This is a genomic window from Winogradskyella ouciana (assembly GCF_965284585.1).
In the GTDB taxonomy this organism is placed as follows: domain Bacteria; phylum Bacteroidota; class Bacteroidia; order Flavobacteriales; family Flavobacteriaceae; genus Winogradskyella; species Winogradskyella ouciana.
Genome location: NZ_OZ260095.1, coordinates 2,826,283 through 2,844,934, shown reverse-complemented (window position 1 = coordinate 2,844,934; position 18,652 = coordinate 2,826,283). Strand labels below are relative to the sequence as shown.

The window sequence follows — 18,652 nt, the reverse complement described above, 5'->3', positions numbered from 1 at the left end:
CACTTTATAATCTATAATAACTCTGGCTAGTACCTTTTGTACAAGGACAATTACTTGCACTTTGCAATAGGTTCAGCCCAATTGTAATAACGTGTGTACCTGAATTAAAACCAGATAAGTCATTAAACGTTAATTGGTATGAATAGGCAAAGTAAAGCTTGTTATTTAAGATACCTGCCATAGGGCCAAAGTTTAAAGGATTAAAGAATTGGTCATTAAGAAAACGGTATGAGGCACCTATCCAATAATAATCTCCATCTCTATTGAACTTTCTGTACTTAAAGTTGATGTCTGTAGAAGATCTATTATCACTATCAAAAAACTGAAAGAAAACTGAAGGTTCAAATTCTACATACTTATTATGTTTTGGTGTGTAAACATAACCTGAATAAAGTTGATAGTTTAATAAAAGTCTTGGTTCAATGCCACCAGTAAAATCCTCAGTATCCTTGGATATTAGGTTGTTAGCGTTGGCACTGAAATAGAAATTATCCCATCTATATAGAAATCCAGCATCAAAATTATTATTGCTTATGGCTCTGTCTCCATTAATTGCCGGATCCAATATTGGAATTTCATAAGTGGTATTAAAATTTTCTACATCTATTCTAAAGTTGTTGATGTTATAAGATAGTCCTAGGGACAAATATTGTTTAGATTTCCAGTCTAAAATCAAATGATGCGCAAATGATAGTTTAAGTCCTTTTTGACGTGTATTTCCGTTCTTATCATTATATGCCGAAACACCCACACCTGAGCGATTAGAAATTCTAAAATCAGCATAGATAGATTGGTTATCAGGTGCATTTTTAATACCTACCCATTGTGTTAACCCATTGGCTCTAATCTTTAGGTTATCACCAATACCGGCATAAGTAGGGGAAATAACAAAATCGTTATCTGCCAAATATTGTGTCCAAACAGGTAAATTCAACTCCTGACTATAACCGTAAGATATTGTTAGAAATATGATATATAAAATTATTTTTTTCATCTTAAGTAGGTTTAATTAAGGATTACCTGTAAAGTGTAAAGTGTCCAACAAATTCTTTATCAATATTTGGGTCGTTTGTTTTTACTACAAACCAGTAATCACCTGTTGGCAACTCGTGTCCGTTGTATCTACCATCCCAAACTTGTCCAACATGGTATGTTGCGACTTTACGTCCATAGCGATCAAAAATATCAAAGGTTAGATTCGGGTAATTTTCTGTACAGCCAGGTGCCCAAGTATCGTATTCTCCATCACCATTTGGTGTAAACCAGTTTGGGATACAGATTTCGACAAATTCTAATTCAATTTGCGCTTCAGCACTACAGCCATTACTGTCGGTTACAACGATGGTGTAAACCCCAGTTTCTGAAATTAAGAAGGTGTTGTCACTACCATAATCTTCACCGTTCATGGTAAAAGTATAGTCACCAGTTCCACCTGAAGCATTAGCAATAATCTCGTTGATTTCACCTTCAGACAACGCCAAAGCAACATCATCGTAAGCTACTATATCAAAGAATTCCGTAGTTTGAATACAACCATTGGTATGTCTTACATTTATATAATGATCCGTTCCTACTGGTACATCTGTAAATACATTACTCAATTGGTATGGGCCACCATTTAATGAATAATCCAGGTCTGATAAATCTGTAATAGAATCATCCACGGTTACAGTAATCATATTGCTCTGAATGTTATCCTCGCATATCGCTTCAACTACAATTTCTGGGTTGATGGTTACGGATTCTGGAAACGTAATATTCCATTCGGATTCACAACCTTCGGCATCACGTATGTAAACGATATGATCGCCGCCTACAAGATCTGTAAAGTCGAAAACAGTCTGCGTTGCACCTCCAGTAGTGTAAGGACCATCGTAGTTATCTAAGCTCACATTGTAAGGAAGATTTCCACCCGAAATATCAATACTGAATTCACCATTGGCATCTCCTTCACAGACTTCTGGGAATAATGAATCTGCCACAATGGTAATGATAACAGGTTCTGGACTTGAAATCGTAAAGTTGAATGTTAAGTAACAACCTAATTCATCCTGAACAATTAAATCGTAATCACCAGGTGCTAAATCCTCAAAAATGTTAGTTTCAAAAAATTGGTTCAATTGAGGTGAAATGGCATATTTAATTATTCCTGTTCCTCCAGTAGCTGTGATCTCAACAGAACCGTTTTCGTTTCCTGCACAGGTAACATCACTGACTTCAATCGTAGCTTCTAACTGAGTTGAAGGTTCTGTAATGCTTATTGGAGCAGAAGTAGTGTTACAATCACCGCTTTCTACCATAACGATATAATCTCCGGCTACAAGTTCAGTAAAATGACCAGGACTATTCTGAGTTGCAGAAATTGGGTTTCCTGAACCATCTTGTAACGTATAACTATAATCTCCTAATCCACCTTGAGCAGTGGCTATAATTGATCCATTGTTATCACCAGCACAATTAATGGTTGGATTAGAAGATTCTAGATTAATCACTAACTCAGGTAGTGGATCAACTGTAATTTCGTTTGATGCATTAGAAATACAACCATTGGTATCTCTAACATAGTATGTGTAAGTTCCTTCCGAAACCGAGAATGTCGTTGACGAAGCAAAACTGCCTAAAGTCGTTGCAAAGTTACTTGTATCACTATACTCATAAGGCCCTGTTCCTCCAGAAGCACTTAATGTCAATGTCGATTCTGTTAAACATGTTTGAGTTGATGCTCTAACTAAGTCAAGATCGAGCGGAGTAGGATTAACAATAACAATATCCAAAGATGTCATTTCACAATCAAAACCATCAGTAATGGTTACCGAATACGTTCCTGCACCTAAATCATTAAATACATTCGACGTTTGTGGACCAGAAGAACTAACCACAGGTGAAATAGTGTTAAGTGTATATGTATAATTACTGCCTTGTCCGCCTGATACCGTTGTAATTGTAATGCTTGCATCTTGGTTGCCAAAACACGCAAGCTCTGTTGTACTAGGTGTAAAGGTTGCTGTAATAGGATTTGGCTCGGCTAAAGTTATGGTCTCTGAGTCAATACAACCTTCTGCATCTCTAACGTTTACAGTATATGTTCCTGCAGATAAATCCGTAAATGTATTATTTGAAGAGTAGGCAGCAGTAGTATTTCCTGTTAGTTCGTATTCATAATCTCCCCAACCACCATCTGCAATAGCAGTAATGGTTCCTTGGTTGTTATTACAGGTTACGTTAGAGGTTTCAGAAAGATTTAGCGTTAAAGCTTCTTGTGGAGATGAAATCACAATATTCGCTGTATTAGAACAGAACGGTATATCTGTTTCTGTAATGACTACTGAAAACGTACCAGCTTGCATTCCTGTAACCGTTAATGGATTGGTAGAAGTGTTAGCATTCACCACACCAGTAACCGAAGTACCTAAACTATCGAAAACTTCATAGGTGTAAGCACCTGTATAGTTTGTAACATTAATATCAAAAGTTCCTGTATTATCACCGAAACATGTTACACTTGAGGATGTTAAGGTAAACATCGGAAGTATAGCTTCAGGTACTGAAACCGTTGTTTCTGAAGTACAAGATAAAACTGTGTCGGTTATTGTGATAGTGTAAATTCCTGATGGTACACCATTGAACGTGTTTCCACTTAAACTGATTGAAGCAGGATTAGGAGAAATACTATAAGTATAAGAACCTGAACCACCAGAACCTGTTATCGTAATTTCACCATCATCATTATTACATGACGGTAATGCCGTAACATCTGCAGCAATATCAATAGGTTCGTCAATATCAACAGAAATTAAATTACCACAACCGTTCGCATCTTGTATTTCAATAGTATGTGTGCCTGCAAATAAATTTGAAATGGTAAATGGTGCTGTTTGTGTTTGAAATGCTCCACCATCAATACTATAGCTATAAGGCGCAGTACCTGCTGTATCTAAAGTAACTTCAATTTCGTAGTTACCATCTGTAATTTCACACGGATTATTCACTGTTGCAGAAATCACAGGTGAGTCGTCCATATCCACTATTGTCACTGGGCTCGAAACTATACAACCGTAGGCATCTAAAACATGTACATAATAACTACTAGCATCAACGTTAAACGTGCTTGCTGAATCCCAACCTGTATCTGAAGCGAGTGGAGGAGTAGCTGTTGTTGTAATTTGATATTGATAAGGAGGAGTACCATTTTGACCTATAGCGCTTATAACTCCTGAATTTGGATTACAATTCGCATTTTGATCTACTGAAACTGTTAAATCCAATGGCTCAGCAGATTCTAAAATCTCAAAGATTTGAGAAGCTGAGTTACAACCGTTAAACGATCCTGTACCATTTTCAGTAAACACAATATAATATTGTCCAGGTGTTAATGTTCCAGGATTTGGTGTTGTTACGGTTTCCGGCACACCAAAAGTTACTGGTAAGTTTGTTGGACCATCAACCAATTGATTGTCGTAAGCGGTATATATAGAATAATCTACAGAAGTTGTGGTACTGTCAAAGTTATCAATAGTGAAAGTAACACTTCCATCATCAGCACCTAGACAACTTACGTTATGTGGTTCTACTGTAGATGTTAATGGTGAGGCGGGATCTATGGCTGAATCCGCAGACTCGACATAATAACAATTTGTTACTAAGTCATGAACTACAAACGTATATACCACGCCAGGTATAAGATTAGTAAATGTTCTCACATTACCACCTGGTGTATCAGGTGGGAAATATGTTGACGTATAAGGTATAGTGTTGAATTCCAATATCCCGAATTCATAACTACCACTACCAACGGCAGATATTGCTGTGACCTCGGCTGTACCACCTACAGTACAATCTGGCACAGCAACATTGACATTGATATCTAAATCTGATGGAGGAGAAGCTATCGTAATTTGTTGTGACAAACTACAGCCATTAGCATCTACAACATTGATGGTATATATCCCAAAGTTAATGATGTTAAACGTATGATCTTCATTTGATGCTGCATTATATGGATTACCTGCAATAACATCATTAAAATTATTTGAAATATAATAAGTGAATGGCGTTGTACCACCACTTACATTTTCAACTGTAATAGAACCTAATGATGAACCACCTGGATTATTACAGGTAATATCTACTTTGCTAAGATCAAAGTCTATAGCATCTGGTTCGTTAATTGAAATAGTTTCTGTTGCGGTACAAGAATTGGCATCAGTAATCGTAATGGTATAAGTGCCAGCTGGCAAACTTGATGTTTGTGTACCATAATCCGTACCAGTAGTATCATTATTGACATTAATAGCAAATGGTGGTGTACCAGTTGTATTATCTATTGTAATATCTATGGCACCATTGCTATCTCCATTACAAAGAATAGGCTGACTCTGTACTACAGCGCTAAAGGCTGGAGGAGTAATAGGGTTAACCGTTATTACAGACGATTCAGCACTACAACCATTGGCATCAGTTATTAAAAATTGATATGTTCCGGCTGATGCTGTATTGTAAGTAAATGTAGTACCTGTAGATCCTAATGATGTATAAGGCGCACCATCAATAGAAACTTCATAGGTGTATGGTGCGGTACCTGTTATAGTTCCTGTTAGCTCTGCATCTGGTGTTGCGGTACAATCCAATCCTTCAGTTAAAACAACATTCACCGTTGGAGAAGGGATTGGGTCTATGGTAAAAGATTCGCTATAAATACAATCATTTTCATCTCGTACTTGAAATGTATATGTATCTGGAGCTAATCCGGCAAATACATTGGATGTTTGATAAGGAGTTGTTGCTGAAGCCGGAGCAATAATTTGATACTCCAATACACCTGTTCCTCCAGTTACACTTGTGATTGTAACATCACTTGTCATTGCAGGACATGTCACAGGTGTGCTTGAGAATTCTAAATCTGTCGGTGGATTAAGAGCATCAAGAGTAATTTCATTGGTAATCGCTGTACAATCATTATCATCTCTAATTGTGATAGTATAAGTACCTTGAGTTAAATCATTGAATACATTACTTGTTTGAAATGTAGTTCCATCGATACTATATTCATAAGGTGGAGTTCCTCCTGAAACACTTGTAACTGTTATTGTTCCATTGCTTAAACATGTGTATGGTGCAGAGAGTTCTGCCGTACCTGATATAGCTATGTTTTCGATTATGGTTACAGTTTGTGAAGTCGTTGTACATACGGCAGGTCCTGAAGTGTATTGTAATACCACATCATAATTCCCTGCTGTCAATCCTGTAAATACGGATGAATTTGAAAACGTCGTTCCACCATCAATACTGTATTCAATACTATTACCATTAGGGTTTGTTACATCTATAGTAATAGTTCCTGTATCGCCTGTGCCACCACATAAAATATCAGTGGTTAGGATAGTAAATTCAGGAGCTGGTATTTCATCAACCGTAATCGTTGTACTGGCACTACAGTTATTGGAATCCACTACTGTAATGTCATAAATACCAGCAGAAGTCACTACATATTCTGGTACCGTTTGAAAATCCGTAGTACTGTTTATGTAGTAAAAATATGGAGGCGTTCCACCTTCAGGATATATGGTTATTTCACCTTCTGTACAGCTTAAAGGCACTGTTAATGCCGCAGTAACTGTAAGTAAAGGAGGCTCAACTATTGTAATATCTTCAGAATGTAAACATCCGTTTTCAGTTTCAACTGTTGCTGTATAAGTACCAGGATTTAAGTTTTCGAAAGTGTAAGTGTTATCTATGATTGGACCGACAGTATTAACAATGGTTCCATTTTCTTCCAATGTAAACGTGTATTGAGGATCAACATCATTTGCAGCCAATTGAATACTTCCTTTCTCACCAAAACACAATGGTTGAGAAACCGTAGAGGTCACCGTAAAATCTCTATCCCTAATTTGAACATCTGGAACAGTGAAAATACAAGGGTTGGTTGGCACGCCAATCTGTCTCACATATACTGAATATGTTCCAGCAACTGTAACTGTAAATACGTTACTTGTTTGATAGTTGATACCATCGATACTGTATTCATATCCAGAAGGGACGTCGTTTACAGTAATACTTCCATCGGTAGTACAAATAATATCGGTTGCAACTACAGTTGGCACCAATAAGTTTTGATATACATTGAAATAAAATTGATTAAAACATCCACCAGGATAGTTAATCGTTAATCTGAATTGCCCTGATGTATCCGCTAAGAAATTTGGGCCAGTAGCAACTTCGTTCCAAGTACAGCCTGGATCTTCGTTGGCACAATCCGTGTCTGAAACTGCGGCACAGCTAGATTCGTCTAACTGCTCCCATATGATAGATGTGGAATCTGAAATATTGGTTTCTATAAATCTTGAATCATCTGCACCACATAAAAAGATAAGCGGTAATTCTTTACCATCATTAGGACAGATAACAACTTCATCAGCATAAGGAATAACAGGATTTTCTACATCTCCACCAAAAAGCTGTACTTCGTAAACCTGCTCTATAGACTGGCATGGTGCAATAGCATTATTAAATGAATAATATGTTCCTGTAGAAGTTACTGTAATCGTTTGAGTATTGCCTATTACTGGTGTACCAGATGGACTTGTTGACCATGAGTAAGAGTCATAGCCATTAGCAGCCGTTAATTCTACACTATCACCGCAAAGTATAACCTCTTCAAGAAATTCACAGTCTAAATCTGCCAAGAAATTAGTGGCTTGTGGAGATATTAAACAACCTGTATTGCTATTTAAACTTGGATCGTCTGTAATCTGAAAAGTAGGATTGTAAAATCCATTATATGTAGCATAGGCCTGATTGTTAATAATATTAGAACAAGCATCAGCTAATTCACCACAAGTATCAACAACTTGTACTTCTATTCTAATTTCATATACTGGATCGTTTTCTTCGACTAGTGAATTGTCAATATCAAAAATAAGTTCTCGTGTAACTGGATTATAACTATTAACAGTTACACCAGGAGGTAATACTAAATCCGTAGGATGATTGTAAATAATATTTATCGGAAGTATATCCCTAATTTGAAAATTAGTTGCGTGATCATTTCCTACATTTTGAAAACCTATTACATAATTTAATGAGGAGCCAAGACCAACTAGTTGACCTCCAATATCGTTTCCTGCATCGTCTTCTACAAGTTTTGTGAGTACAATATCTGGTTCAATAATTTCAACCGCAAAGGCAAAGAAGTAAGGGAAATAAGTATCACCGCTGGTTTCCAAACGAATGGTTCCCGAAGTTGCATCATTGGCAATTACGGAATTGCCTGGATTAGGTATAGCTATTGTACCTGTGTCAAACCCTAAAGTATTGGTACTGTTTGGCACACGGTTATTTACTGGAGTAGCATCTAATCGTGTTACAGAACTATTGAAAAAGTTAGCCACAGGACGGTCTGCTGTAGATAAGCTTACACCATTTAATCGTAATCTATCTCCTAAAATAGGACTGTCACCTTCTAAGGTTGCAAAAGCAAAGTTTGCTCTAACCGGAGCAGGAGCAGGAACAGTTCTAAATCCATCAACAGGAATATCTAGTGTTGGATTGTTTCCTGGAACACTAATAGCACTAAAACCATCAAAACTTGTAATGGATTTTCCAGGAAGCGTTGGGTCTTCGTAAACTATAAAAAGTGACCAACCAGCAGACTGGCCAGTACCGTTGTAAGGATTGAAATTGGCTGTTTCTCCTAAACCAGAAGAAACGTTTGCCACAGTATAAGTTCCTAAATCTACACCAGGACCATAACTTGTTACAATATCGGTAACATCTGCAAAGCAGGCATACGAAAAACTATCACCACCATCAATAGTAGTACCATTGGCATCAAAAATAAGAGTACCTGTAATGTCATTATATCCACCAACAGGGCCTTTAAATCTTACTTCTGTTATAGGTTCATCGCCTGGGTTTACAGCTCCCCAATATAAGCCTGCGTAAATAATCCTATAACAATTTGGGTTGGGAATTTCTAAATCTGCACTGGAGGAACTGAACGTTGAAGGGTCTCCATCTATATCGATATACTGCATATCGACATTGTGATTATAAACAGTTCCGTCGTTAAAAGGATCATTATTTGGTCCCAAAATATTGTTACCAATTAATACAATGTCTCCCTTTAGATCTTGGTTGAACCTTGGCGTAAAAGGCACATAGTTTTGCGCAAAAGACGCCATACCAAAGCACATAACCATTAGTGCTATAATAATAGTTCTTGAAAAAGTAGGTTTTTTCATGATACTTAATTTTACTTCCTCACTTTTTCTTGGGGCAATAAAAAAGTGAAGAACAGCTTAACTTATTTAATTTTCTATTTTCACGAGGGTCATGTTTACATTATACGGTCTATTTCCTTTAGTTTCCATAACTTTATTGGCAGCATTAATGCTGTCAAACTTGTTATAGTATATGTAGTAGTTACTAGTATTGACATCATAGAAGAAATCTACATCTACACGCCCTGAAGCTACTACCTTGGTTAAAAATTCATTTCGTTTTTTAATATCGCTATGTACTGCTATAATAAGATAGTATCCATTATCAGCATTTTTAACATTCTTTAATATCTTGATATTATCACTTTGCGGTTCACCAAAATCAAAATCTTCAGAAGTATAAGGAACCTGTGCAGGCTTAGTTGTACGCTTTATATTCTGTAACATAGCTCTATCTTGAGCGTACCTATCTGCTTCATTATCATAAGCAGCACGCTTAATTCTTCTTCTTTTTTCAAATTCAGTTGCGATTCTAATTGTCTCTAGTCTTGTGTCTAACTCTTGTCTAAGTTCAACAGCTTTCAATTGGTCTTTAGCCAATCCTTCAATTTTTCTCTTGTAGAAGAGATTGACTTCATCTAACTGAGTTGTCTTATATCTTTCTTCATAAAGTGTTTGTAACGAATCTATCTTTTTGTTTCTTGATTCTATAATTGCATCAAGATCAGATTTAATAGCATTTAGCTTGTTATTTTCTGCCGTAACACTTTTAAAAGGTTTTGGTTGTACTGTTATACCTTGGTCACTTAAATCGTTTTCTTCTTTTAAATCTTTTAAGTCTTCGTTTTTAATTTCCACTATTTCTTCAAACTCATCCAATAATTTAGATTGTTGTTCTTTAGTCGTTTCTGTTTGTTCAGCTAAAGCAACCATTGCTTTACCAATCTCATCTGTTGGCTTAGTAGTTAATGCTTCTTTAGCTTTAGCATCCGTTTCTTCTTTTAACTGCTGTTGTTCTGCCAATTCTTTAGCCTTAGCATCAGCCTCTTCCTTAGCTGTTTGTTCGGCCAATAGCCTTGCTTGTTCAGCAGCAGCTTCTCTTGCTTTTTGCTCTTCTAACTGTTTTGCTATAGCTTCTGCTTCCTCCTTAGCTTTTTCTTCGGCTAACTGCTTAGCCTTAGCTTCAGCTTCTTCTTTTGCCTTTTGCTCTGCCAGTAATCTTGCTTGTTCTGCAGCTTCTTCCTTAGCTTTCTGCTCTTCAAGCAATTTCGCTCTGGCCTCGGCTTCTGCTTTAGCTTGTTCTTCTGCTTCTTTTGCCAGTTGCTCTTCTAATAGTTTAGCTTCCTTCGCAGCTTCTTCTCTTGCTTTTTGTTCTGCTAATTGTTTGGCTTTTTCCTCAGCTTCTTGCTTAGCCTTTTGCTCTGCTAAAACTTTAGCTCTGGCCTCTGCACGCTCTCTCTCTTTTTTTTCAGCCTCAATTTTCGCTTTTGCTTCGGCTTCCTCCTTAGCTTTTTGCTCTTCTATCTGCTTAGCTTTAGCTTCTGCTTTAGCTTCAGCTTCTCTTTTGGCCTTTTCCTCTGCCTCTTGTTGTGCTTTTGCTTCTGCAAGAGCGTTAGCCTCAGCTTCTTTTTTAGCTTTTAGTTCTGTTTCCTTATCCAATTCTGCCTGAGCTCTTCGTTCAGCAGCACGTTCTCTTATTCCTGCAAGTTCTTCTTCTGAGGCCTCAACGATTGGTTTGTTACGTTTTTTAGAGAATAATCCGCTTACTTTTTCATCTCCACTATAATCATATTTCTTCTTGGTTATAAATCTATAAGCTAGAGTAAATTCATGTGAAGGTCCAAAATCTACAAATTCGCCAATTGCTTTTTCAATATTATATTCTAGAGCAATATTCTTAGTAACATTCAAACCTAAACCACCAGAAACTCCAAAGCGACTGTTATAACCTACTTGAAACCAAATTCCTTTAGGAACATTAAGTGAGGCTAAACCAGAAATGATCGTTTCATCTTTTCTGAACTCTGACATTAAAATTCCCGAAAATTTAGCTTTCTCAAAAAATCCTTGGCCATCAAAAAAACCTGTGTGCATTACGTGAGCTTGAATCCCTTGTTTTGGATCATCTTTAATCATTTCTGATGATTCAAAATTATAAAGCACTAAGTTATTTACTGAAATCCCAAAGTCTAGGAGTCTTGTTCCATAATTAATTCCTGGGTTAACCGTAAGCAAAAAGTTTTCAGGTACATTTTGTAGCGATGGGTCATCAAAATTTGTAACCACATTACCTGTGTTGATACCACTTTTATAAGCTCCAACATTAAGTCCAAAAGTTAGATTGCTGTCTGTATTTAATTTAACGTTGTATGCAAAATTCAATAAACCTCCAAAGGTGGTTAATACACCATAGTTTTGTTGAAATGCTGCAATACCAGCGCCAATATTTTCAGAGAAACGACCTGAGTAACTACCAACAAATGTTTCAGGGGCATTATCAAACTGTATCCATTCGCGTTTGTTATTAAAACTTATGTATTTGTTTTGTTCTCTAACAAAAGAAAAGGTAGGGTTTATGGCATAACGATTAAAAACCAAAGAGTTTCTTATTGGTAAATCAAAAGAAACTACGCCATCATCTTGTTGGGAGAACAGTATCTGCATAGAGCAGAATAACAGGAACAATATGGTGAGATGTGTCTTCATTTTATTTCACTACTGTTATTGATCCTTTTTTTACTTCTCCGTCTGTTGTTGTAATAATATAGTAGAACACCTGATTTATACTGGTTAAGTTTAAATCGTTTTCTGGCCAATTATTCTGGTAGTCTATGGTTTGAAAAACCACTTTGCCTTGTTCGTTTAAAATCACGACTTCCGTGTTGGTTCCCGTAGTGTATTCTAAGGGTAGAACCCAAGTATCGTTTGTAAAATCACCGTTTGGGCTAATTACATTTGGTATTTTTTCTACATCTGGAAATGGATCTATACCTTCCACAACGGTAAATTCGTATATCCTTGAGCCTTCACAACCTGAAGTTTCAGATATGACTACTGTATAATCTCCAAATTCTGTAATATCATAAGTGTTATCATTAGCGTCTGCAATGATTTGGGTATTGAAATACCATTGAAACTCTGGACTTATGGCTGTATTTGTTATTTCTACTGAAAGCGTTTCTCCATCAATTAAATGGTTGACTTCATCCACATTGATTTCACTTTCAAAAAGTTCACTTTCTAAATCTATAGAACCTGAAGCTGAGCAATCTCCTAAATCTACCTGAACCGAAAACGTACCAGACTCATCAGTTTGGTACATTTGATTTGTTGCATCAGGAATTTCCACTCCGTCTTTAAACCATTGATAGCTATTACCACCAATTGTGCTAAGTGTAGTAAGCCCTTGCTCTGGGCAATAAGGATTACCCAAACTAGAAGCTATAGTTGCTTCAGCCTCTCCCGAAGAATTGGCTTCACTGATGGTTACTCGGTTAGAAAATGAATCTGAAGTGCAGCTACCATAATTTGTTTCTACAAAATAAGTACCTTCTTCACTTACCGATAGGGAAGGACCTTCAGCTACAAATACTGATGTAGTAGAACTTGTTTCTTTATACCAATTAAATGTTAAAGATGGGTAGTTAAGTGGTGAATCGTTATTTCCGGTTCCTGGGTTATCGATAGTAAGAAGGTAGCTATTACCAGTACAATAAGCTCCCGTTGATACCAAGTTGTTGATTGAAAAAGGTGAATCCTGTAATTTGTAATATGCTGCAAAAGCTGCAGAAGAAGAACTTGTTGCGACTGGCGACGTACTTTTAACACGAATCCTATAATTCTCTCCTGCCGTAGTTTCCGGTATAGAAAAATTTAAGGTAGCAGGTGAGTCAGTAACCGATCCAGGTGAGGATGTGTAAACTGTAGTAGAATTAGAAAAGTCACCATCTGCATCAGACATTTCAATAATAAACTGATTTGAAGCATTGACAGCAGACTCTGGTGAGAAAACAAATGTTACATCATAAGAATTGAAGGATTCGCTTGCACAAGCCTGGCTAAAACCTAAATTAGGTTGGCCAATTACCAATTGCGCATTCGCCTGTCCTTGAAATAAAAGAACAGTAAAGCAAAGTCCAATAATTAATCCGTTAACATTAGTAATTTTAAGCATTCCGTCTTCTCGTATTTTTCTAATCTATAAGCTGTTATAATTTGTTGTTTGAAAATTTTATTGAGGGTTTGTTCAATAAAAATCAATCACTAGAATAAAATTGAATTACTCTAGCGGTTTTGATTAATCTTCATCGTCGTCGTCAATAAAATCATTTGAAGCAATAATTCTATTTACTTGTAATCTAAAATCAGGATTTCTGCTGTCTTTGGCATCGATGAATGTTTCGTCATCAGAGCCTTTAGCGTAAAGGTTATCAAAAGCTCTACTACCATACCAGCTCTCTAAATCGTCATTATTTGTATATCCTTTTCTATAGATATTTCCTTTACAGTTATTAAAGTAAGTTCTTGTAAACTGTATTTTTTCAAGGTTTTGATTATTAAGTTGAATTTGGTCATCAAAAATTACTGCTGGATAAAATCCAGAAATAACACTCTTGTTAATGGCGAATGATGCATCAGCACCTATGTAAATGGCTTCTTGCACCAATCCAACTTTAATATCAGATCTTAGATCATTGGAAATATTCACCAACGTTAAGTTTTCTGCATTTACAAAAGTTTGCCTTTTAGAAGTGTCTGCATCTTCTTTATTATCGTAAGATTTTACAACCATACAACGTGATCCATCAGCACTAGAGATGTAAGGTGATCTAATTGCTAAAGAGTTAATTAGCTGGCATTGTGTACCGTAATTAAATTCATAATCGTTTCTGCTAGATCTGTATGATACTAATTGTTCTAAAATTGCTGAGCCACCAAGGATGTTAAATGAATTGCCAGCACTATAACTGACCATTACATTTTCTATAACGGTTTTGTTACCTACACCAGCTAATGTCAATGCATTAAAGTACCCATATTGCTTGGTTCTTTTTCCTGCAAATTCAATTCTCACATATCTTAAGATACCTGAATTGCTTTCAGAATTATAGCCACCAAAGCCTATGTCTTCAGTTGATGATGGACGAAGTCCGTAATTAAGTGAAGATAGTTTCCCATAAGTGTTTAATGGTGCATCGCCTAGAATAAAAAGTCCGCCCCAATCACCTGGCTTTTTATTGCTTCTACTTGATGTAAAAATAATAGGATCGGTTTGGGTTCCATTAGCGATTATTTTAGAACCATTACTTATTGTTAGAGAACCTTTAGACTCAAAATCACCAATGATTACAGTTCCTGGTTCAATTGTTAATGTTGTACTATCGGTAACAAATACATCACCTAATAGTAAATACACATCTCTCTTAACAAGCTTGGTGTCTTTTGTAATGTTACCACTCAAAATCTGAGTAGGTTCACCATAGTCTGGTTGACTAGGTTTAAATTCTGTCCATGAATTTAGCCAATTACTATAGCCAATTATTCCTTTTTCCTGCTGTGCAAAAGCAGTGCTAAACACTAGTAGAAAAATAAGCGCGGTTTGAATAAAATTTTTCATAGTCGTTTAATTCGTTATGTTAGATATTTTTGGGTTTTTCAACTAATTGCCTCAAACATAGGAATAAAACCTATGAAATACAAGAAAATATCGATGAAATACACATATTTTATATTACTTTAATCTTTTTCCTACAAAAAATTAGGTTTTTAAGACAAGAACAGGGTAAGTTTAATTCACTGTTTATCAGTATTTTGAAAATATAATAAAGAATAAAAAAAACCTCACAAAATTTGCGAGGTTTAATTATAAAATTCTAGTGACTTAATCTTCCTTAAAATCGTTGTATGTATGTAACGCCTTTAATGTTGATTCATAGAACAAAATTGCGGCTATTAAGTCATTAGTATCAGAATAGGGGAGTATTTTGGTCTGATATTCGACAGTACTTTCAAAGTAGTTGTCAGAAGCTTCCATATTATCTTCTAATGCTTTCTTATTTTCTTTGGTTTCAGGAATCCCTAAAGACGCCATGGTAACGCCAGGTTTGGTAGCAAATGCAATATTAGGTAGAATATTTACAATGACTTCTATACGTTCTATATATAGAGTCAATAGTTCACCTTTAGACATTTCATCTAATTGCTCGCGGCTATGGTACTTAGAAATATTAACCTTGCCACTTATAATACTTTGTGACTGGTCTTTTTTCTTTTTAGATTCTTCATTTTTTTGAGCATGACCTAGACCTATCATAAGGAAAAAGATTGCACTAAATAAAGTAAGTTTTGCTTTCATATTTATAGTTTTGATTTGGACTAACGGAGACAAATCTATACAAAATATTAAGAAAAACAACTAAAATTCATGTTTTTTCATGAAATTTTTTTAACACTTTAAATACATATTTCATGGATAAACTGCGTATTTAGTGGATTAAGTGCATATTTTACCGATGAAATACTTAGCGGTTTTTTTCGAAAATTAAAGTATAATTCACTATAGAAAAATCAAAAAAACAAGCATATTTTTCTTCAGATTTTATTGCTTTTGGAGAACTTTCATAATTATTTTTTAAATCACAATTCATAATTTTTTATTGATTCAACTATAGTATTTCATCGTTGATTTTTGCATTTATTTTCATTTTATCGCAAAAATTTGGCATTTATATGATTTTTAGGGAATTAGAGATTTTTTGAAGCAATTTTGGTGCAACCCAAATCTTAAACACCCATGAAAAATCTTATTGTAGCATTTTGCCTCATCTGTTTTTATAGTGCTGTTAATCCAATATCTGCACAAGAAAGTCCTATTTACGATAGAGCAGAAGACCTGCTGAGTAACACAGATACAATTCCAGATTTTAGATCTAAAACCAATAAACTAAAACTAACTGGTGTCATTTACCAAAGTGACGGTGTAACTCCCGCTAAGGATGTCATTATATTTATTGAACAACCAGATGAAAACGGTGATTTTGATTTAAGACAATCTGGTGATAATCGTTATGTATTTCATAGAAGTTGGGTAAAGACAGATGAAGATGGTAGGTATACGTTCTACACATTTGTTCCTGGTAATGATAGACGCTATAATCAAATGCAACAAATCTTTCCGATTATAAAAGAGGCTTCTAAACCAGAAGTACAATTAGAATCTTTACTATTTGATGAAGATCCTTTATTGACAAAAAGATGTAGAAAGCGTTTGGTTAAAAAGGGACAAGAAGCAAGAATTTTAAACATAGAGAAAGAAGATGGCATGTTGGTTGCCAGTAAAGATATTGTATTGCCTGAGCATACTGAACCGAACTCATAAGTCAGCATACATTAATTAACCGTAAAAGCTCTGAATTACTATTCAGGGCTTTTTTTATATATAAACATTACGCTTTGAGAAAAAATAAAACTAAAAAATTTTATCTTTAGCTATCCCTTAATAATTCCCTGTTATTAATTCTATTGACACATTTCATATCTAATTTGCAGATATGCTTGTATTGTTATAAACTAAAAGGTAAACAACTATGTCTCAATCAAACACATTTCATTTAGGTTTAACTATGGCTGGTGCTGTTTCAGCCGGAGCTTACACAGCGGGTTTCATGGATTATATCCTGGAGGCTTTATCAGAATGGGAAAAGGCAAAACAATTAAAAAAAGAGCATATTCCTAATCACAATGTTGTCATCGATGCCATCGGAGGAGCATCAGCTGGAGGTATGGTAACTATGATTACTGCTCTGGCACTTTGTGATGGCAACCTTAAACCTGTTAAGAAAAAGTCGAGTACCAAAACAGGAAATATCCTTTACGACAGTTGGGTGTTTTTAGATGATGATGAAAGTCTCTACGATGGAAGTGGAGGTGGTGAAACCACTTTTAAAAAAATGCTCTCTAACTCTGATATTAAAGATAATAAAGGTGCACCATCATTACTGAACTCAAAACCTATAGACAGAATTGCCGAGAAGGTTTTTGAGCAACTACCACAAGATGCGAGTAAAGATAATTTCCCAAGTTATATTTCTAAGGACTTAAGAATATTGCTGACGGTAACGAGCTTACGCCCTGTGGATTACAAAATTAAGTTGAGTAGGATAAAATCTAAGTTTCTAGATTCAACTCCAGGACATCGCATCAGCAATCATGATATTGTTGCTCATTTTAAGGTGAATTATGATGAAATTAAGGACAAGAATCAATTTCTGCCCTTTAGACCATTATCCCCAACTTCAGATTCTAAATCTAACAGGGACTTCTTAGTTAAGGTGACAAAAGCTACAGGAGCATTCCCTGTCGGATTGGCACCTCGTTATTTTGATACTGAATTTCCCACCGAGTACATACAGAACAGTTTAAAGAAACGAAAGGCTTTTACGGCGAGCATGGATTTAGAGTTTGAAAAAGACTTGAAAAAGGACTTTCAGTTCACTGCAGTAGATGGTGGTGCCATAAATAATGAACCTTTCGATGAAGTGCTACGCTGTCTTGAAGAAAACCACGGCCCTGAGGATGCCAAAAACCCAAAATACGGAACAGTGTTGATTGATCCCTTTCCAAATTTTGAAGATGAGATCATTAATTCAACACCAGATTATAAAAAGACTAGTATTATGGATATAGTGGGTTATTTGGTGCCTACAATTTTAAATCAGGCTCGAAACAAACAGAGTGACACTTTCGCCTCAGGAATTTTTAAGATTATGGCTTTTCCAAGGAAATTAAAATTGGGCCAGGTTGATGAAGAAGTGGACCATCCACCTTTGGCAACAGGAGGTATCGGAGGTTTTGGAGGTTTTTTGGATATTGAATTTAGGAAGCACGATTTTTTTCTTGGCCGCAAAAATGCCAGAAACTTTTTAAGAGGTGTATTCTTTACAGAATGTAAGCCTACTGATCCTAATAATTTATTTCATGGTATCAGCGCATCGGCTATTGAGGAATTCAGTAGAGTAGTGGACGGCAAGACCTATATGCCCATTATACCAGATGTGAGTAAGTTAGATCCAAATGATGATCCTAATCCTACAAAATATGAAATTCAGGATTTTCCAAAGTTTAATGCAAAAGCCTTTAGAGCATTAGAGAAACCAATTAAAAATAGAGTCAAAGCTATTCTCAAAGCTGAACTCAATACGAAATTTTCAGGATTCTTCTGGTGGCTATCTCGTGGCATCGTTATTGGTAAAGTCTCGAGAAAACTTACCAAATGGGTTATGGAAACCATTGAAAAGGACTTTAAAAAGCGTGGAATGTAAACCTCTATTTCATTTGCAACAATTTTTAATTTGATAGCGATAATCGAAGCTAACGATTCATTTTAAATTTAAGGTAGATAAATCATATTGGTTTATCACAACTTTAAAAAC

Annotated in this window: 8 protein-coding genes; 2 read left to right on the top strand and 6 right to left on the bottom strand. The window is 35.7% G+C overall.

The genetic code is table 11. The features are described 5' to 3' along the window. Positions 1–4: 4 nt before the first annotated feature. From ACQ65V_RS12680 to ACQ65V_RS12655, 6 genes are all read right to left on the bottom strand, one after another. Positions 5–994, bottom strand: coding sequence for a PorP/SprF family type IX secretion system membrane protein (locus tag ACQ65V_RS12680; protein ID WP_155087525.1), 990 nt, complete (start codon positions 992–994; stop codon positions 5–7). Between the two features lie 22 nt (positions 995–1,016). Beyond that, positions 1,017–9,242: a T9SS type B sorting domain-containing protein gene (locus ACQ65V_RS12675; RefSeq protein WP_430468180.1), complete on the bottom strand. Its 8,226-nt coding sequence runs from the start codon at positions 9,240–9,242 to the stop codon at positions 1,017–1,019. A gap of 66 nt (positions 9,243–9,308) precedes the next feature. Continuing rightward, on the bottom strand, positions 9,309–11,927 hold the full coding sequence (locus ACQ65V_RS12670; RefSeq protein WP_430468179.1) for a PorP/SprF family type IX secretion system membrane protein: 2,619 nt from the start codon (positions 11,925–11,927) through the stop codon (positions 9,309–9,311). A 1-nt stretch (position 11,928) separates the two neighbouring features. Further along, a complete protein-coding gene (locus tag ACQ65V_RS12665) occupies positions 11,929–13,395 on the bottom strand; it encodes a gliding motility-associated C-terminal domain-containing protein (RefSeq protein ID WP_430468178.1) in 1,467 nt (488 codons plus the stop codon). 123 nt (positions 13,396–13,518) lie between these two features. Then, on the bottom strand, positions 13,519–14,838 hold the full coding sequence (locus ACQ65V_RS12660; protein ID WP_273292285.1) for a hypothetical protein: 1,320 nt from the start codon (positions 14,836–14,838) through the stop codon (positions 13,519–13,521). Positions 14,839–15,102: 264 nt separating this feature from the next. Then, on the bottom strand, positions 15,103–15,576 hold the full coding sequence (locus ACQ65V_RS12655) for a hypothetical protein (RefSeq protein WP_155087520.1): 474 nt from the start codon (positions 15,574–15,576) through the stop codon (positions 15,103–15,105). 438 nt (positions 15,577–16,014) lie between these two features. On the opposite strand from ACQ65V_RS12655, the gene ACQ65V_RS12650 reads away from it, so the two are divergent. After that, entirely contained in the window at positions 16,015–16,599 is a 585-nt protein-coding gene (locus ACQ65V_RS12650) for a hypothetical protein (RefSeq protein WP_430468177.1), read from the top strand. A 208-nt stretch (positions 16,600–16,807) separates the two neighbouring features. After that, positions 16,808–18,541, top strand: coding sequence for a patatin-like phospholipase family protein (locus ACQ65V_RS12645; protein WP_430468176.1), 1,734 nt, complete (start codon positions 16,808–16,810; stop codon positions 18,539–18,541). Positions 18,542–18,652: the final 111 nt, after the last annotated feature.